Genomic DNA, 18614 nt, shown 5'->3' with positions numbered 1-18614 from the left:
TAGCTCTTGCCGTCCGGGTCAGGTCGACCCCGGACGGCCACCGCGCGCTGCGCACCCGGCGCGGACCGCCGACCGGATGGAGCCACGATGACGGGGACCGACCGCACCACCGAGCACCACCGGGACGACGCACGCCGCCCCGCGCCCACCGGGCGGGCTTCGGCCCAGGACGAACGGCGGCTGCACGGTTCGTCGTTCGGCCGGGCGGCGGCCGCCTACGCCGAGCACCGCCCGGACTACGCGCGGGCCGCGGTGCGGTGGGCCCTGGAAGCCGCGCCCGGCCGGCGGGTGCTCGACCTCGGCGCGGGAACGGGCAAGCTCACCGCCACGCTGGCCGCGCTGGGCCACGACGTGGTCTCGGTCGAACCCGACCCGGCGATGCTGGCCGAACTGCGCGGATCGCTCCCGGCCGTCCGCGCGCTGCCGGGCAGCGCCGAGGCGATCCCGCTCCCGGACGGCGCCGTCGACGCCGTGGTGTCCGGCAACGCCATGCACTGGTTCGACATGGACCTCGCGGGGCCGGAGATCGCCCGGGTGCTTGCGCCCTGCGGCGTCCTGGCCGGCCTGTGGAACGTCTTCGACGACGGGGTCGACTGGGTGGCCGGCCTCGCCCGGGTCACCGGCCCGGCCGCCATCGGCCCGCGCGACCTGCCCGCCGGCTGGCGCACCGAGACGGCGCGGATGCACCTCCCCCGGTCCGGCGGGGAGGCCTGGTTCGACTCCGCGGAGCAGGCCGAGTTCCCGCACGGACAGCGCCGGACGGCGGACTCCCTCGTCGCGACCCTCGGCACGAAGGCGGGCGTCCTGGTCATGCCGGAGCAGGAGCGCGAGGCCCTGCTGGACGAGTCCCGCGCCTACCTCGCCGCCCGCCCGGAGACCGGCGCCGGCGAGTTCACCCTCCCGATGCTGACCGGCGTCCTGCGCGTGCGCCGGAGGTGACCCCCGCCGTCCGGCCGTCCCGGCGGTGACCGGCCCTCGCCCGCTATTCGGCCCGCAGCGGCGGGGATTCGCCGTCCCGGTGCTCCCCCGGGGTTTCCGGGTCCGGCTTCCCGGGGCGGCTCCGCTCGGCCCAGGCGGCCACCGGAGGTCCGGCGGCGCCCAGGGCCGCGAAGAACACGCCGAGGAGCAGCCATCCCGGGTGCCCGAGCGCGAGCACCCCTCCGGTCAGGACCACCGGGGCGAGGGCCTGGCCGGCGTTGAAGCCGATGCCGAGCAGGCCCTGGTACTGCCCCTGGGCGTGGTCGGGTGCGAGCCCGAGGCCGAGCGCGTAGCCGGCCGAGGACTCCCACACCTCCCCGATGCTGTGGACGGACACGGCGAGGACGACGAGCACCGGCGCGACCCACGCGGGGACGTCGGCGGCCAGTGCCATCAACGGACAGCTCACGAGGAACAGCAGCCCGGCGAGGCGGAAGGCGCGGCCGCCCTGCCGGGGGGTCTCCACCCTGGAGCCCAGCCTGCTCTGGAGCAGAACGCAGACACCGCTGTTGACCGCGTAGACCGCGGCCACGGTCCAGCGCGGCGCGTCGGTGTGGGCGCTGAGCCACACCGGCAGCAGGAGGGAGACGGTCTGGTACTGCAGCCCCATGGCGCTGTAGAGCGCGACGAAGGACACGTACGGCCGGTCGGCCAGGACGGACCACTGCCGGTGTTCCTCGGGCCGGGGCAGCGGCGGGTAGTTCGGTAGGCCCAGGAGCGCGATCAGGCCGGCGCCGGCGAAGCTGGCGGCGTTCGCGAGGATCAGCGCGGTGTAGGCGGCGCGGGTGTCGACCTGGATGGCGAGGGCCGCGCCCAGGGTGCCCAGGACGACACCGAGGTTGGTGAAGGTGCGCAGCCGGGCCCGGAAGGCGGCGGGCCGTTCGCCGCCGGCCCTGGCGATGAGTGCGCCGCCCGAGGCGCCGCCCGCCGCGGCGGCCAGCCGGTCCAGGGTGGCGATGAGCGTGAACGCGGGCCAGCTGTCGATGAGGACGAAGGCCGCCATGGTGACGGCCTGCAGGGCGAGGGAGGTCAGCCAGACCGTGCGCGGCCCGTACCGGTCGGCGAGGTTGCCCGCCGGTATGCCGACCGCCAGGCCGCAGAGACCGGCGATCGTCAGGCCCGCCCCCACCTGCGCGGCGGGCAGGTGCACCACGAGGGTGAAGTAGAGGACGGCGGCGGTGTTGAAGAGGCCGTTGCCCACCCTGCTGACGAAACTGGCGGCGATCAGGGCTCGTTGCGCACCGGAAGCCGGCTCGCCGGATGACCGCCGTCCGGCCCCCCTCATGATCATGCCAGTCAGGCTAACACGGGCGTTTGCCGGCACCGGAGTTGCCGGGGCCGCCGGTGCGGACGGCCGGTCGGCCGGTCGCCGAGGTGGACGGCTTCGCCACCCCGGGCCGCGTCACCGGCGGCCCCGGGCGTCACCCGGCCCGCTCCTCCAGCGCGTGCAGGACCTTGTCCAGCGTGATCGGCAGGTGCCGGACCCGTACCCCGCAGGCGTGCCACACCGCGTTCGAGACCGCGGCGGCCGTCCCGACGATGCCGATCTCCCCGATGCCCTTGGTCCCCATGGCGTTGACGTGGGGATCGTGCTCGTCGAGCCAGTGCGCCTCGATCCGGTCGACGTCCGCGTTCGCCGCGATGTGGTACTCGGCCAGGTCGTGGTTGACCACGTGGCCGGTCCGCGGATCGAGTACCCCGCTCTCGTGCAGGGCCATGGACAGCCCCATCGTCATCCCGCCGACGAACTGCGAGCGCGCCGTACGGGGGTTGATGATCCGGCCTGCGGCGAACACGCCCAGCAGCCGCGCCACCCGTACCTCGCCGGTGTCCGCGTGGACGTGCGCCTCGGCGAACTGCGCCCCGAAGGCGTGCATCGCGTAACGCTCGTCCGCCGGCCCGACGCTCCCGGAGGCCTGCGCCCCGTCCGGCGGCTCGGCCCCGTACCGGGCACGCAGCGCACGCGCGGCCTCGACCACGGCCGAACCCCACGTCGTCATGCCGGAGGAACCCCCGGCCACCGACGCGACCGGGTGGTCGGTGTCGCCGATCCGCACCTCCACCCGCTCCACCGGCACGCCGAGCGCGTCCGCGGCGATCTGCGCCAGGGTGGTCCAGGTCCCGGTGCCGAGGTCGGCCGCACCGATCTCGGCCGCGTAGCCCCCGCCCTCCCGCCGGATCGTCGCCGTCGACGTCGGCATCCGGCTGACGGGGTAGGTCGAGGCCGCCACCCCCGTGCCGACCAGCCAGTCGCCCCGGCGGCGCACGCCCGGCCGCGGGTCGCGCCGGTCCCAGTCGAACCGGGCCGCGCCCTCCCGCAGGCAGCCGACCAGGCCGCGGCTGGAGAACGGCTTGCCCGAGCCGGGTTCGACGGCGGGCTCGTTGCGGATCCGCAGCTCGACCGGGTCCAGGCCGAGACGCTCGGCCAGCTCGTCCATCGCCACCTCGGGACCGAACATCCCGGGGCACTCGCCCGGGGCGCGCATCCAGGACGGCACCGGCACGTCGAGGGCGGCCAGCCGGTGGGTGGTGCGCCGGTTCGGCGCGGCGTACATCATCCGCGCGGGGACGCCGGTCTGCTCCGCGAACTCCTTGATGCGCGACGTCTGTTCGACGACGTCGACGGCGACCGCGGACAGCGTGCCGTCCCGCCCGGCCGCGAGGCGGCAGCGCTGGATGGTGGGGGTGCGGTAGCCGGTCAGGTCGAACATCTGCCGGCGCGTCAGCGCCAGCCGCACCGGCCGGCCGGGGACCGCCCTGGCGGCCATCGCGGCGAGCACCACGTTGACGTGCGGCCGTCCCTTGGAGCCGAACCCGCCCCCGACGTACGGGCAGACGACCCGCACCCGCTCCTCGTCGAGACCGAACACCTCCGCCAGGGCGGACCGCGTCGAGTGGACGCCCTGGGTGGAGTCCCACAGGGTGAGGAAGCCCTCGCCCGCCGGGTCCCACCGGGCCACCGTGGCGTGCGGTTCCATCGGGTTGTTGTGGTTCCGCGCGGTGCTGTACGTCTCCTCGACGGTCACCTCCGCCGCCGCCAGCGCGGCGTCCACGGCGCCCTCGGCGGTGTCCGTGGGGAAGTCCGGGTTCACCGTCTCCGGCGCGTACAGGTCCTCGCGGTCGGCCCGCAGTTCGGTGTCGTGCGCCTGCTGCGCGTAGCCGACCCGGACGAGGCCGGCCGCGTGCCGCGCCACCTCGGAGGTCTCGGCGACGACCACCGCGACGACCTGGCCGCGGAAGGCGACCTCCGCGTCCTGGAGCACCGCCAGCTCGCGGTCCTCGACGGACGCCAGCCGCTCCGCCCGGTCGTGGGTGAGCACGGTGACCACCCCGTCGAGTGCCTCGGCCGCCGCGGTGTCCAGTTCCGTGACGCGCCCCCGGGCGACGGTGGCCTGCACGACGTACAGGTGGGCGGCGTCCGCCAGCGGGGTCTCGTGGGCGTAGGTGGCGGTGCCCAGGACCTTGACGGTGCCGTCCCGGCGGGGCAGGTCGCGGCCGACGGCGGCCGGCTCGTCGGGGAGCGTCACGGGGTGTCCTTCCCGGTCAGGCCGCGCAGGGTGGCGGCGAGGGTGCGGCGCAGCAGGGGGATCTTGAACGCGTTGCCACCGTCCAGGCCCTCGGCCGACCGGGCGGCGGCGAGTTCCGCGTCCGCGGCGGCCCGGAAGCCGGCCTCCGTGGCGGGAGCGCCCCGCAGGGCCTCCTCGGCCCGGTAGGCGCGCCACGGAGCGTGCGCCACGCCTCCGAACGCGATCCGCGCGTCCGCCACCACCCCGTCCCGGACGTCGACCGCCGCGGCCACGCTGACCAGGGCGAACGCGTACGAGGCCCGGTCCCGCACCTTGCGGTAGGCCGAGCGGCGGGCGATCGGCTCTCCCGGCAGGTCGATCGCGGTGATCAGCTCGCCGTGTTCGAGCACCGTGTCGCGCTCGGGCTCGTCGCCGGGCAGCCGGTGCAGACCGACGAACGGGATCGTGCGCTCGCCGGCCGGGCCGAGCACCCGCACGTGCGCGCCGAGCGCGGCCAGGGCCACCGCCATGTCCGAGGGGTGGACCGCGATGCAGTGCTCGGAGGCGCCGAGGATCGCGTGGTGGCGGGTCCATCCCCCGACCGCCGAACAGCCCGAGCCCGGCTCGCGCTTGTTGCACGGGGTCGTGACGTCCTGGAAGTAGACGCAGCGGGTGCGCTGCAGCGGGTTGCCGCCGGTGGTGGCCATGTTGCGCAGCTGCCCGGACGCCCCCGACAGGAGGGCCTGTGACAGCACCGGGAACCACTCGCGCACCCGGGGGTGCGCGGCGAGCGCGCTGTTGCTGACCCCCGCGCCGATCCGCAGGGCGCCGCCGCCGAGTTCCTCGACCCCGGTCGGCAGGACGCCGGAGACGTCGACGACCAGCGCGGGCCGCGCGACGCCCAGCTTGAGGTGGTCCACCAGGTTCGTCCCGCCGCCGAGGAAGACCGCGTCCGGACGGCCGGCGACGCTGCGCACGGCGGCCGCGGCGTCGGCGGGGCGGTGGTAGTCGAACGGTCTCACCGGGACACCTCCGGGTCGGTGGCGGGCCGGCCCGCCGCCCGCAGCACGGCGGTGACGATGTTGACGTAGGCCCCGCAGCGGCACAGGTTGCCGCTCATCCGCTCGGCCACCTCGGCGCGTCCCGGCTCCGGGGCGCCCGGGCCCCGGGTGACGGCGCTCGGCCAGCCCTGCGCGAACTCGTCGAGCACCCCGACGGCGGAGACGACCTGCCCGGGGGTGCAATACCCGCACTGGAGCGCGTCGCAGTCGACGAAGGCCTGCTGCACCGGGTGGAGCCCGTCGGCGGCGAGCCCCTGGGCGGTGACGACCTCGGCGCCGTCCTGGGTGACGGCGAGCGTGAGGCAGGCCAGCACGCGGCGGCCGCCGGACAGCACCGTGCAGGCGCCGCACTGTCCGTGGTCGCAACCCTTCTTGGGGCTCGTCACTCCGAGCCGTTCGCGCAGCGCGTCGAGCAGTGTCGTGCGCGTGTCGACGGTCAGCCGACGCGCGGTGCCGTCGACCCGTACGGTGATCTCCCTCTCCATCGCACCAGGTTTCCCTGCCCCGGCGGCGCCCACACGGCGCACGGCGCCCCGTCACACCCCTGGCGGCAGCGGCCGGAACCCGGGCGCGCGCTGGTGCGCCCGGCCGGTGGTCCCTCCTGGTGCGTACGACGTCCGTTTGCGGGCAGACGCCGGGAACGTCAAGGGTGCCTTGAGGCCCAACGACCGAGAGAGGGAGGAGCCGTCGTGGCACTGTTCCTGTTCATCCTGCTCATCGCCGTGGTGTTCGGCTTCGTCGGCGCACTGGTGAAGGGCCTGCTGTGGCTGCTGGTCATCGGCGCGGTGCTCTTCGTCGTCGCCCTGGTCCTGGGAGGCGTGCGCCTGGGGCGGCGCAGATGAGCGACACGGGCCCGGCGAGCCGTCGCGGCGCACCGTGACGGCCCGCTGCGCCCGGTCCTGCGGGTCGGCCGCTCCGGCGGCGGCGGTGAAAGGCGAGGTGCACGGCGAGGAGGCGGAGATCATGGACGGACGCGAGCAACGGGCGCCGGCGCCGGGCCGGGGCGGGCCCGTCCCGTCGGCCGGTCCACGGCGGCCCGCGCCGCGCGGGCCGCTGTCGGCGGCGGTGCTCGACCTCGTGACGGCCGGGCCGCCGCCCGGTACGGCACGGGGCCCCGTGCCGGGCGGCCCCTTCCCCGACCCCTGGGGCGAGGACCACCAGCTGGCGCTGCACCTCTGCTACGAGCTGCACGACCGCGGCCTGCCGGGCGTCCACCCCGGCTGGGAGTGGGACCCCGTCCTGCTCACCCTGCGGCGCGGGCTGGAGGACGCCTTCCTGGCCGCGGTACGCGCCGGGACGGAACCGGTGCCGCCCCTCCCGGAGCTGCTGGAGCAGCTGCTGACGGAGCCGACCGACGGCAGCGGTCCCTCGCACTTCCTGCTGGCCGAGGGGGAACGGCGGCACGCCCAGGAGTACCTGGTGCACCGCTCCGTCTACCACCTCAAGGAGGCGGACCCGCAGCTGTGGGTCCTGCCGCGGATCCACGGCCCCGCCCAGGCGGTGCTGATGGCGGTCGCCTACGACGAGTACGGCGCCGGCCGCCCGGACCGCGCCCACTGCCTGCTCTACGCCCGGATGATGGCCGCCTTCGGCCTCGACCCGGCGTACGGGCACTACCGGGACCTCGTGCCCGCCCCGATGCTCGCCGTGGTGAACCTCATGACCCTCTTCGGACTGCACCGCGCGCTCCGCGGCGCGGCGGTGGGGCAGTTCGCGGCCATCGAGATCACCTCCTCGCCCGGCTCGGCCCGGCTCGCCCGGGCCCTGGAACGGCTGGGCGGCGGCGCGGACGGCACCCTGTTCTACCGCGAGCACGTCGAGGCCGACGCCGTCCACGAGCAGCTGGTGCGCCGCGGCGTCATCGAGGAACTGCTCGCCACGGAACCGGAACTGGCGCCGGACATCGCCTTCGGCATCGCCGCCGCCACCCTGGTCGGCGACCGGTTCGCGGAGCACCTGCTCGCGTCCTGGCGAGCCGGACGGACGTCCCTGCGCGCGCCCCTCGCGCCCCTCGCCCATGTCGCGGGCTGACTCCGGGGCCCCGGCCCGGCACCGCGCACACCGGTCGCCGGTGCCGGGCGGCCCCGCCGACCGGGAGCGGACGGGTCGGCCGCCCGGCTCGGAGCACGTACCGGATGACGGCGGGCCCCGTGCGGGCGACCCTGGTCACGTGAGCGACGACACGGCACGAGGCGGCCGGGAGCCGGATTCCGCACCGGGCGCCGAGCCGGAACGCGGGTCGGCACCGACGGTAGGGGTCGAGGAGGAGTACTTCCTCGTCGACGCCGAGAGCCGCGCCGCCGTACCGGCCGGACCACGGCTGGCGGCGCGGGCGGGCCGGGTGCTGGGCGACCTGGTGTCCGGGGAGTTCACGGACCTCCAGATCGAGGCGCGGACGCCGCCGTGCTCCACGATGGCCGAACTGTCCACCCGGCTGACGTGGCTGCGCCGCGAGCTCGCCGCGTGCGCCGCGGCCGAGGGGGTGGCGGTGTGCCCGAGCGCGACGCCCGTCCTCGGCGGCGGTGGCGTGGTGCCGGTGGGCGAGCACCCCCGGTACCGCGACGGGGTGGAGCTGTTCCGGACCCTGATGGACGACTTCGCCGTCTGCGCCCTGCACGTCCACGTGTGCCTGCCCGACCGCGAGGTGGCGGCCCTGGCCGGCAACCACCTGCGCCCCTGGCTGCCGCTGCTGGTGGAGATGAGCGCCAACTCGCCCTTCCACGCCGGCCGGGACACCGGGTACGCGAGCTGGCGCTCGGTGCTGCGGCTGCGCTTCCCCTCCCTCGGTCCGCCGCCGCGGGTCGAGTCCTTCGACGACTACCGGCGCGTCGCCGCGGCGATGGCGGAGGTCGGCGGGAGCTCCTTCGCCGAGCTGCCGTTCTGGGACACCCGGCCCCACCCGCGGTTCCCGACGCTGGAGGTGCGGTGCATGGACGTCCCGGCCGAGGTCGCCGACACGGTGGCGCTGGCCGCCGTCGTCCGGGGGCTGGTGGTGACCTCCGCCCGGCTCGTGGAGGCGGGCGATCCGGGCCCGGCCCCGAGCGGTGAGCTCCTGCGGGGCGCGTACTGGTACGCCACCCGCGACGGCTGGCCGGGGCCGGGAGCGGACGCGCTGAGCGGGCGGATGCTGCCCGCGCCCGAGCGGGCCCGGCGGCTGTTGGAGCACATCGGCGCCGCGCTGGAGGACCTGGGGGACCTGGAACGGGCGGCGGACTTCGTCGACCGGCTGGCCGCCCGGGGCAGCGGTGCCCACCGCCAGCGCGCCGTGCACCGGCGGGGCGGCCTGCGCGCGGTCGTGGACGACCTCGCGGGCTGCATGATCCCGGCCGGAACCGCCGAGCCGCAGCCGCCGCGGGCCCGCACTCATCCGCACGGCGGACGCCCCGGCGGTGTGACCGCCCGGGGCGTGCCAGCGTGGAGGGGTGCGACCGGACACGGGCGGGGAATCGGACCCGTGCCGGAGGACGACCGGAAGCGTAGGGAGCAGCAGCCGATGGAAGACCTCGTGAGCATGCCCGGCCGGGTGGCCGGGGCCCCGGCCGAGGAAGGGGCGGTCCGGGTCCGCCGGGACGGCTACGCCCGCCTGGGCGCCGCGGACCTCGGCATCGACCTCCAGGCGATGGCGGCGGACTTCGCCGAGCTGGCCGGAGCGTACAAGGACCTGCCCGCGGACCCGTACGCGCGGGAGACCCACCGGTTCCGCCGCTACTCGCACGCCGTCCACCTGCCCTGGACCGGGGAGCTGTCGTACACCCCCGGAGCGCCCGACGAGGAGTTCGGCACCGTCACCGAGTACTGGCAGGACGAGCACAACCCGGAGTACCCGCGGGTGCTCCGCCGGCTGCCCGACATCCCGCCGGCCCTGCAGGACAACCGGCTGCTCGACGCCCTGATCCGCGCCGACCTGGGCCACGCGCTGTGGCTGGAGGACCTGCACCGCGTCCCCGTCTACGTCGGCGTCCACCTGATCTCGCTCGGTGTGCACGGCCGCGAGCAGGTCGCCGTCTCCTCGCCCAACTGCCTGCACCAGGACGGCGGTTCACCGGCCACCTTCACCTTCGCCCACCTGATCGGCCGACGGAACGTCGAGGGCGGCGAGAACGTCATCGCCACTCCCGGGAGCGCCGGCCGCCAACCCGACGCGCTGCCGCCCGAGGACGTCCTCGACCGCTTCGTCCTCACCGAGCCGCTGGACGGCTACGGGGTGCACGACTGCCGCGTCAGCCACTACGTCGGGCCCGTCCGCCTCGGCGACGACGGCGACGACGGCCGGCGCGACATCCTGATCATCGGCATCGCCCCCTACACCCCCGGACTGTAGCCCTGCGTCGGCGCCAGTGCGCCCGGCCACGGCCCCGCGCACCGGCGCCGGCCTCCGGCGCCGATCGGGTGAGCGGCGCACGACTCGCCCGAGTGCCGGGCCCGGGACGGGGATCACTGCCCTCCGGACCGGGACGGACCCGGCCGCGAGGAGAGGCGGGAACACGATGGGGCACGGCGGGAACGTGATCGCGGAGCTGGAGGCCGACCACCGGGAGGTGGAGGAGATGTTCGCCCGGCTCCGGGCGATGACCGGGCGCGGGCAGGAGCTGCGGGACCTGGTGGACCAGGTCACCATCGAGCTGGTGCGGCACTCGGTGGCCGAGGAGCAGTACCTCTACCCGGCGGTGCGTGAGCACGTCCCGGGCGGGGACGCGCTCGCGGACAAGGAGATCAAGGACCACGCCCGGGTCGAGGAGATCCTCAAGAAGCTGGAGCGGATGGACACGGCCGACACGCAGATGAGCCCCATGCTGCGGGAGCTCATGGACGAGGTGACCAGCCACGTCCAGGACGAGGAGAACAACCTGTTCCCCAGGCTGGCCCAAGCCTGTACGCCCGAGCAGCTGGACGACCTCGGGGACAAGATCCGCCGCGCGAAGGCGATGGCCCCCACCCGCCCGCACCCGGCCGCCCCGAGCAGCCCCGGGGCCAGCAAGCTGCTCGCCCCCGGCGCGGGGCTGGTCGACCGCGCACGCGACTTCGTCACCGGCCGCGGCAGGTCCTGAACCACCCTGCCCGCGCGAACCCGGCCCGGGGCCGGCCCGTTCCAGGGCCGGCCCCGGCCTCTGCGTTCGGGCCGGTGCGTCCGGGCCGGTGCGTTCCGGCCGCTGTGCTCCGGCCGGCCGTGACGCAGGTCATGCCGTCCGCCGTGCCCACCCGCCTACACTGGTCGGCCAGCAGCAGGGCAGCGAAGCCCCGCAGACGAGCAGCTCGCCCGGCCCCGCCCCACGGACACCGGCGAGCCCGCCCATGAGGGACCGATCGCCGTGCCCACCGACCTCACCCCCGTCATAGCCGCCTCCGCCCGCTGGCTGCTGGCCGCCTACCCGCCGCCGGCGGGCGCGCTCAACGCCGCGCTGGCCGAGGCCCAGGCCCGCCAGGCCGCGACCCTCGCGGCCCACCTGCGCTACCCGGGCGACCTCGACGTGCAGCTGCTGCACCTGCTCGGCCCCGGCGGGTCGGCCCGGCTGGACTGGCTGACCGGCAGCGAGGCCGAGCCCGCGGACGCCGCCTGGCGCACCTGGGTGGACGAGACCGTCGTCAGCTGGGCCGCGTGCTTCCTGGCCGACCCGGCCGTCACCGCGCGCGCCCACCGGTTGCCGGCCACGGCCGGGCTCCCCGCCGAGGCCCGGGCCCCCGGCCTGCGGCGCCTGGCCCGGCCCGGCGCCCGCGACAGCGAAGCCGCCGTGCTGCTGCGCCACCCCGATCTGCTCGAACCCGTCATGGCCCTGCACCGGGCCTCGCTCACCGAGCTGCTGGACACCGAGGGCTGCGCCGCGGCGTAGCCCGGGAGGCCGCCACCGGTGCGGTCCGGTGGCGGCCTCCTGGCGGCGGGCCGACGTGCGCGTCAGCCGGCCCGGAGCCCCACCGCCAGGGTCAGTTCGAGGACCCGGTGCGGTGATGCGAGGTCCGGGAACAGCTCCCGCAGCTGCGACATCCGGTAGCGGACCGTCTGGGGGTGGACGAACAGCGCCGCCGCCACCTCGTCCCGCCGGCCCTGGTGCAGCAGCCACGCCCGCAGCGTCTCCTCCAGCCGCCGCGCGGTCGTGTCGGGCAGGGTCCGCAACGGCGCGAGCGCTCGGGCCCGCAGGTCCGCGAACGCGTCCGCGTCGGCGCTCAGCACCAGCTCGGGCAGGTGGTCCTCGGTGTCGCGGATGTCAGGGGAGAGGGAGCGCGCGCGTACGGCCCGCGCGTACGAGGCGGACGCACGGTTCCACGGCCGGGCCGGGCCGACCACGGCGGTGCGGTGCGTCAGCTGCCGCAGGAGGTGCGGGCGGTCGGCATCGGGGACGAGCAGCACGCCGGTGGCGTCCGGCAGGTCGTCGAGGACGAGCGTGCGCGGGTCGAGCGAGCGGTAGGCGGGCCGGGCCTGGGCGGCGGGCAGCAGGACGGCGGTCAGCGAGACCGGGGGCTGCCACCCGGCCCGTTGGACGGAGGCCAGCAGCACCTCCGGGCTCACGTCGGCGAGGAGGTCGCGGGCCAGGTGCTCCAGGTGGCGCTCGTGGGCCCGGCCCTGGGCGGCCAGTTCGTCGGCATGTCCCGCGGCGCTCGCGGCGGAGAGCTCGTCGATGTAGGCGAAGGTCAGCTCGGCGAACTTGGCGACCTCGGCGGCGGGCAGGCCCGCGGGTACGGCACCCGCGGCCAGGCACCGCCAGGCCACCCGGGCGCCGACGCGGTAGGCGCTGAGCAGGGCGTCCATCGAACGGCCGTCGCGCACCTCGCCGCGGCCCAGGTCGTAGGCCGCGTCACCGGCGTCGCCACCCGTGGCGTTCCCGCTCGCCAGGTCCAGGTAGTGCCCCAGGGCGGTGCGGACGGCTCGCCGGATGGTGGCGCCCATACTTCCCGAGAGGGCGTTGGCGTAGGGAGGGACCTCGTCGATGATCGCCTCGACGACCTCGTCGGCGGTGGCCGTCAGCGCGGCCCGAAGCGCGGCGACCGTCCTCTCGTCCAGGACCAGCTCGCTGGCCCTCCGGATCGCATGGCTCACGTTTTTGTTTCCCACGAACAATTCAGTCGTCCAGATTCACGTCCTACGGTCAGGACTTTACGCCCCGAGACGCAGCAAGCTGGAGCCATGACGAGTGCAGCCCTCCGCGGCAGGGCATGGAAACTGCTGGAGATGGTCACGACGCCGCTGCTGCCGTCGGACTACCTCGACCTGGTCAGCCCGCTGCGGGCGGGCGCCGACCTGCGGGGGCGCATCGAGGCCGTGCACCGCGAGACGGGCGACGCCGCGACCGTCGTGATCAGGCCGGGCCGGAGCTGGCGCGGCCACACGGCCGGTCAGTACGTGCGGATCGGGGTCGACGTCGACGGGAGGCGCCTGTGGCGCGCCTACTCCCTCACCTCGCCGACCGACCGCCCGGACGGCCGCATCACGATCACCGTGAAGACGGTCCCGGACGGCAAGGTCAGCAACCACCTGGTCCACAGGGTGGCACCGGGCACGCTGGTCCGGCTCGACCAGCCGACGGGTGACTTCGTGCTGCCGCGGGCCAGGCCCGCCAAGGTGCTCTACCTGACGGCCGGCAGCGGCATCACGCCCGTGATGGGCATGCTGCGCGACACCGAGGTCGACGACGCCGTCATGGTCCACTGCGCGCCGCGGCCGCAGGACGTGATCTTCCGCGACGAACTGCACGGCCTGGCCGCGGCCGGGAAGCTGCGCCTCAGCGAGGTGCACACCGACACGGACGGCCGGCTCGACGTCGCCCGGCTCGGCGACCTCGTGCCCGACTGGGCCGAGCGCGAGACCTGGGCCTGCGGGCCCGCGGGCCTGCTCGACGCCGTGGAGGAGCACTGGGCCGGGCACGGCGTCCGGGAGCGCCTGCACACCGAGCGCTTCCGCCCCCGCGTCGTCGCCGGAGCCGGTGACGACGACGGCGGCGAGGTCACCTTCAGCACCACCGGCAGGACCGTCGCCGCGGACGGCGCCACGCCGCTGCTGGACGTCGGCGAGGAGGCCGGCGTGCTCATGCCCTCCGGGTGCCGCATGGGCATCTGCTTCGGCTGCGTCACGCCGCTCAGGGCGGGCGCCGTCCGCGACCTGCGCACCGGCGAGATCACCGAGGCCGAGCCGGGCGTCCTCATCCAGACCTGCGTGTCCGCCGCGGCGGGCCCCTGCGACATCGAACGGTAGAAGCGCCTTGACCGCCATCGACCCCACCGCCCACCTGACCGCGGAGCAGATCGAGGAGCTCGGCCGCGAGCTGGACGCGATCCGCGACGAGGTGATCGCCGACCGCGGCGAGAAGGACGCCGCCTACATCCGCAGGGTGATCTCGGCGCAGCGCACGCTCGAACTGGCCAGCAGGGGCGTGCTGCTGTTCTCGGCCTTCCGACCCGCGTGGCTGCTCGGCACCGCCGGCCTCTCCGTCGCGAAGATCATCGACAACATGGAGATCGGCCACAACGTCCTGCACGGCCAGTGGGACTGGATGCGGGACCCGAAGATCCACTCCACCACCTGGGAGTGGGACCACGTCTCGCCCGCCGAGCAGTGGAAGCACTCGCACAACGAGCTGCACCACGCGTACACCAACGTGATCGGCAAGGACAACGACCTCGGCTACGGCATCATGCGCGTCGACGAGGACCAGAAGTGGCACCCGGTCCACCTCGGCCAGCCGCTGTGGAACCTCGTCAACGCCTGCTTCTTCGAGTACGGCATCGCCGCGTACGACCTGGAGCTCGGCAAGAACCTGCGCAAGGGCCGCCGCGGGGACCCGGAGTTCCGGGCGCGGGCGAGGGCCGTGGGCCGCAAGATCCGCAAGCAGGTGCTCAAGGACTACGTGATCCACCCGCTGCTGTCGGGCCCGTCGTTCCCCGCCACGCTCGCCGCCACGTTCACCGCGAACGTGGTCCGCAACGTCTGGTCCCACTCGGTGATCATGTGCGGGCACTTCCCGGAGGGCGTCCAGGTCTTCGAGCGCCGGTCGGTCGAGGGCGAGACGCGCGGCCAGTGGTACCTGCGCCAGATGATGGGCTCGGCGAACATCGGCGGCAGCAGGGCCATGCACTTCATGACCGGCAACCTGTCGCACCAGATCGAGCACCACCTGTTCCCGGACCTGCCGAGCAACCGGTACGCCGAGGTCGCGGTGAAGGTGCGCGCACTGTTCGAGAAGTACGAGCTGGCGTACGTCACCGGGCCGCTGCCCAAACAGGTGTTCTCCGCCTGGCACAAGGTCTTCCGGCTCTCGCTGCCGAACAGGAAGCCCGAGGCCAGGAGGCCTGGGCGCGCCAGGGTCGCGGCCCGGGGCCTCCGCCACGGCGCGTCGACCGCGCCGACCCGCTAGCCTGGGCCGCTTCCCGTACCGAGAACCGTCCGAGGAGCCCAGCGCCGTGTCCGACAGCTTCGCGCACCTGCACGTCCACACCGAGTACTCGATGCTCGACGGGGCCGCGAAGAACGGCAAGCTGTTCGCCGAGGCGGAGAGACAGGGCATGCCCGCCATCGCGATGAGCGACCACGGCAACATGTTCGGCGCGTACGAGTTCTTCCACGCCGCCGCGAAGACCGCCGTGAAGCCGATCATCGGCATCGAGGCGTACGTGGCGCCCGGGTCCCGCTTCCACAAGAAGCAGGTGTTCTGGTCCCCCGGCGGCCAGCGCCCGGCCAGCAGCGACGGCGAGGGCGGCAAGGACGTCTCGGGCGGCGGCCGCTACACCCACATGACGATGTGGGCGCAGAACGCGACCGGTCTGCGGAACCTGTTCAAGCTCTCCTCCCTCGCGTCGATGGAGGGCTACTACATGAAGCCCCGCATGGACCGCGAGCTGATCGCGGCCAACGCCGGCGGCATCATCGCCACGACCGGCTGCCCCTCGGGCGAGGTGCAGACCCGGCTGCGGCTGGGCCAGTACGACGAGGCGGTGAAGGCGGCCGGCGCTTACCAGGACATCTTCGGCAAGGAGAACTACTTCCTGGAGCTGATGGACCACGGCCTGTCCATCGAGCAGGACGTCCGGGCGGACCTGCTGCGCCTGGCCAAGCACCTGGACATCCCGCTGCTGGCCACCAACGACTCGCACTACGTGACCGCCGACCAGGCCGACGCCCACGACAGCCTGCTCTGCGTCGGCGTGGGCAAGAACAAGGACGACCCGAACCGGTTCAAGTTCCAGGGCACCGGCTACTACGTGAAGACCGCCGACGAGATGCGCGAGCTCTTCCGCGAGCTGCCGGAGGCCTGCGACAACACGCTGGCGATCGCCGAGCGCGTCGAGTCGTACGAGGAGGTCTTCACCTACGTCGACCGGATGCCCCAGTTCGACGTGCCCGAGGGCGAGACCCAGGCCTCGTACCTGCGCAAGAAGATCGAGATCGGCCTCCAGCACCGCTACGGCGACAACCCGGGCCAGGAGGTGCTGGACCGGATCGAGCTGGAGATGGGCGTCATCACCCCGATGGGGTTCGACGCCTACTTCCTCGTGGTCGCCGACATCTGCCAGTACGGGCGCGACAACGGCATCCCCGTCGGCCCGGGCCGCGGCTCGGCGGCCGGCTCGATGGTCGCCTACCTGACCGGCATCACCCAGCTGGACCCGCTGGAGCACGACCTGCTCTTCGAGCGCTTCCTCAACCCCGAGCGCATCAACCCCCCGGACGTCGACATCGACTTCGACGACCGCCAGCGCGACCAGATGGTCCGCTACGTCACCGAGAAGTACGGCGCCGCCTACACGGCCCAGGTGAACACCTTCGGCACCATCAAGGCCAAGGCCGCCGTGAAGGACGCCAACCGCATCCTCGGCTACCCCTTCTCGATGGGCGACCGCATCACCAAGGCGATGCCCCCGGACGTCATGGGCAAGGGCGTGCCGCTGGCCGACCTGTTCGACGAGAAGCACCCCCGCTACAACGAGGGCACCGAGATCCGGGCGCTGTACGAGAACGAGCCGGACGTCAAGAAGATCATCGACACCGGCCGGGGCATCGAGGGCCTGATCCGCGGCACCGGCGTGCACGCGGCCGCCGTCATCCTCTCCTCGACCCCGCTGCTCGACCTCATCCCGCTGCACATGCGGGACAAGGACGGCACGATCATCACCGGCTTCGACTACCCGTCCTGCGAAGCCATGGGCCTGATCAAGATGGACTTCCTCGGGCTGCGGAACCTGGGCATCATCGATCACTGCCTCAAGATCGTGAAGGCCAACCGGGGCGTCGACGTCGACATCGAGAAGATCCCGATCGACGACCCCACCACCTACCAGCTGCTCGCCCGCGGCGACACCCTCGGCGTGTTCCAGCTCGACGGCGGGCCCATGCGCGCCCTGCTGCGGCTGATGAAGCCCACCGAGTTCGCCGACATCTCCGCCGTCTCCGCGCTGTACCGCCCCGGCCCGATGGGCATGAACTCGCACACCAACTACGCGCTGCGCAAGAACGGGCAGCAGGAGATCATCCCGATCCACCCCGAGCTGGAGGAGCCGCTCAAGGACGTCCTCGGCCCCACCTACGGCCTGATCGTCTACCAGGAGCAGGTGCAGCGAGCCGCCCAGGTGCTGGCCGGCTACTCGCTCGGCCAAGCCGACCTGCTGCGCCGCGCGATGGGCAAGAAGAAGAAGGAGGTGCTGGAGAAGGAGTTCGTGCCCTTCCACGCGGGCTGCAAGGAGCGCGGCTACTCCGACGAGGCCATCCAGGCGGTCTGGGACGTCCTGGTCCCCTTCGCCGGCTACGCGTTCAACAAGTCGCACTCCGCCGCGTACGGCCTGGTCTCGTACCAGACCGCCTACCTCAAGGCCAACTACCCGGCCGAGTACATGGCCGCGCTGCTCACCTCGGTCGCCGACGACAAGGACAAGATGGCGGTCTACCTGGCCGAGTGCCGGCAGATGGGCATCAAGATCCTCTCCCCCGACGTCAACGAGTCGGTGGTCGACTTCACCGCCGTCGGCAGCGACGTCCGCTTCGGCCTCAAGGCCGTGCGCAACGTCGGCGTGCCCGTGATCGAGTCCCTGGTGCGCACCCGCGAGGAGAAGGGCAAGTACACCTCCTTCGCCGACTTCCTGGACAAGGTCGAGCTGGTGGTCTGCAACAAGCGCACCGTCGACTCGCTCGTCAAGGCGGGCGCCTTCGACTCCCTCGGCCACACCCGGCTGTCCCTGAGCACCGTGCACGAGAGCGCCATCGACGCGGTGACGGGCGTCAAGAAGCAGCAGGCGATCGGCCAGGACGACCTGTTCGGCAGCCTGGGCGGCGACGACACCCCGGCCATCGGCCTGGACTTCGACCTGCCCGACCGCGAGTGGCCGCGCAGGCAACTCCTCAGCCTGGAGCGGGAGATGCTCGGCCTCTACGTCTCCAGCCACCCGCTGGACGGCGCCGAGCACATCCTCTCCCGCAACCGCGACATCACCATCGCCGAACTCCTCGGCTCCGGCCGCACCGAGGGCGAGGTCCGCCTCGCCGGCCTGGTCACCAACGTCGACCGGCGCATCAACAAGGCGGGCAACGCCTGGGCGATCATCACCCTCACCGACCGCGACGCCTCCGTCGAGGTCCTGTTCTTCCCCGCCACCTACAACCTGATGTCCGCCCAGATGATCGAGGACAACGTCATCTCGGCGCGCGGCCGGCTCAACGAACGCGACGGCTCGCTGAGCATCTTCGGCCAGGAGATCACCACCCTGGACATGTCCTCCGCCGAACTCGGCACCAAGCCGCCCGTCCAGATCACCGTCCCCGCCGCGCGGATCACCCCCGAAACGGTGACCGAGCTGAAGCTCGCCCTCCGGGCGCACCCCGGCGACGTACCCGTCCGGCTGCTGACCACCAACTGGGACAAGGACACCCTGTACGAGCTCGGCTACCTGGTGAACCCCGACAACGGCCTCGCCTCGGACGTGAAGACCCTGCTCGGCACCCACTCCTGGCAGGGAACGGCGTAGCGCCCGGGCACCTTTCGCCGCCGTCCGTAGCAGGTCCGTCCGGCCGACGGGACCTCTGTGTTCAGAGGTCCCGCTCGGGCCGCGGCTTCTCTACGGCCGGGCGCTGTTTAGAGCGCTCGGCCGGCCGTCC

At 73.8% G+C, this 18614-nt stretch carries 14 protein-coding genes; 9 read left to right on the top strand and 5 right to left on the bottom strand.

The features are described 5' to 3' along the window. The first annotated feature begins 87 nt into the window (after nt 1-87). Nucleotides 88-939: a class I SAM-dependent methyltransferase gene (locus tag ACZ5GH_RS35385; protein ID WP_464336383.1), complete on the top strand. Its 852-nt coding sequence runs from the start codon at nt 88-90 to the stop codon at nt 937-939. Nucleotides 940-982: 43 nt separating this feature from the next. Here ACZ5GH_RS35385 and ACZ5GH_RS35380 read toward each other — a convergent pair whose 3' ends face one another. The 4 genes from ACZ5GH_RS35380 to ACZ5GH_RS35365 form a co-directional block, all read right to left on the bottom strand. Then, nucleotides 983-2263 carry an MFS transporter gene (locus ACZ5GH_RS35380; RefSeq protein WP_464336929.1) on the bottom strand — a complete coding sequence of 427 codons (1281 nt, stop codon included), beginning with the start codon at nt 2261-2263 and terminating at the stop codon, nt 983-985. Between the two features lie 136 nt (nt 2264-2399). Then, nucleotides 2400-4505 carry a xanthine dehydrogenase family protein molybdopterin-binding subunit gene (locus ACZ5GH_RS35375; protein ID WP_464336382.1) on the bottom strand — a complete coding sequence of 702 codons (2106 nt, stop codon included), beginning with the start codon at nt 4503-4505 and terminating at the stop codon, nt 2400-2402. Continuing rightward, on the bottom strand, nt 4502-5506 hold the full coding sequence (locus ACZ5GH_RS35370; RefSeq protein WP_464336381.1) for an FAD binding domain-containing protein: 1005 nt from the start codon (nt 5504-5506) through the stop codon (nt 4502-4504). Before ACZ5GH_RS35370 ends, ACZ5GH_RS35375 begins: the two co-directional genes overlap by 4 nt. Then, the gene (locus ACZ5GH_RS35365) at nt 5503-6030 is read right to left on the bottom strand and encodes a (2Fe-2S)-binding protein (protein WP_464336380.1); all 528 of its coding nucleotides are present in this window, start codon (nt 6028-6030) and stop codon (nt 5503-5505) included. The genes ACZ5GH_RS35370 and ACZ5GH_RS35365 overlap by 4 nt, the downstream gene beginning before the upstream one ends. Before the next feature lie 204 nt (nt 6031-6234). On the opposite strand from ACZ5GH_RS35365, the gene ACZ5GH_RS35360 reads away from it, so the two are divergent. From ACZ5GH_RS35360 to ACZ5GH_RS35340, 5 genes are all read left to right on the top strand, one after another. Then, complete coding sequence (locus tag ACZ5GH_RS35360; RefSeq protein WP_387755976.1) at nt 6235-6387, top strand: hypothetical protein; 153 nt, start codon at nt 6235-6237, stop codon at nt 6385-6387. 121 nt (nt 6388-6508) lie between these two features. Next, complete coding sequence (locus ACZ5GH_RS35355) at nt 6509-7576, top strand: iron-containing redox enzyme family protein (RefSeq protein WP_464336379.1); 1068 nt, start codon at nt 6509-6511, stop codon at nt 7574-7576. Nucleotides 7577-7715: 139 nt separating this feature from the next. Next, on the top strand, nt 7716-9866 hold the full coding sequence (locus ACZ5GH_RS35350) for a YbdK family carboxylate-amine ligase (RefSeq protein WP_464336378.1): 2151 nt from the start codon (nt 7716-7718) through the stop codon (nt 9864-9866). 166 nt (nt 9867-10032) lie between these two features. Further along, on the top strand, nt 10033-10593 hold the full coding sequence (locus tag ACZ5GH_RS35345) for a hemerythrin domain-containing protein (RefSeq protein WP_464336377.1): 561 nt from the start codon (nt 10033-10035) through the stop codon (nt 10591-10593). Nucleotides 10594-10854: 261 nt separating this feature from the next. Beyond that, a complete protein-coding gene (locus ACZ5GH_RS35340) occupies nt 10855-11373 on the top strand; it encodes a hypothetical protein (RefSeq protein ID WP_464336376.1) in 519 nt (172 codons plus the stop codon). Nucleotides 11374-11435: 62 nt separating this feature from the next. On the opposite strand, the gene ACZ5GH_RS35335 is transcribed toward ACZ5GH_RS35340, so the two are convergent. Further along, on the bottom strand, nt 11436-12575 hold the full coding sequence (locus ACZ5GH_RS35335; RefSeq protein WP_387755966.1) for a PucR family transcriptional regulator: 1140 nt from the start codon (nt 12573-12575) through the stop codon (nt 11436-11438). 87 nt (nt 12576-12662) lie between these two features. On the opposite strand from ACZ5GH_RS35335, the gene ACZ5GH_RS35330 reads away from it, so the two are divergent. The 3 genes from ACZ5GH_RS35330 to dnaE are packed head-to-tail and all read left to right on the top strand — an operon-like array spanning nt 12663 to nt 18484. Beyond that, nucleotides 12663-13727, top strand: coding sequence for a ferredoxin reductase (locus tag ACZ5GH_RS35330; RefSeq protein ID WP_464336375.1), 1065 nt, complete (start codon nt 12663-12665; stop codon nt 13725-13727). Nucleotides 13728-13734: 7 nt separating this feature from the next. Then, complete coding sequence (locus tag ACZ5GH_RS35325; protein WP_387755962.1) at nt 13735-14886, top strand: fatty acid desaturase family protein; 1152 nt, start codon at nt 13735-13737, stop codon at nt 14884-14886. 46 nt (nt 14887-14932) lie between these two features. Beyond that, complete coding sequence (gene dnaE / locus ACZ5GH_RS35320; RefSeq protein WP_387755960.1) at nt 14933-18484, top strand: DNA polymerase III subunit alpha; 3552 nt, start codon at nt 14933-14935, stop codon at nt 18482-18484. Nucleotides 18485-18614 lie beyond the last annotated feature (130 nt).

The organism is Kitasatospora sp. Xyl93, from assembly GCF_055383135.1.
Note: the sequence above shows the minus strand (reverse complement) of the source record. Positions and strands in the feature narration are given on the sequence as shown.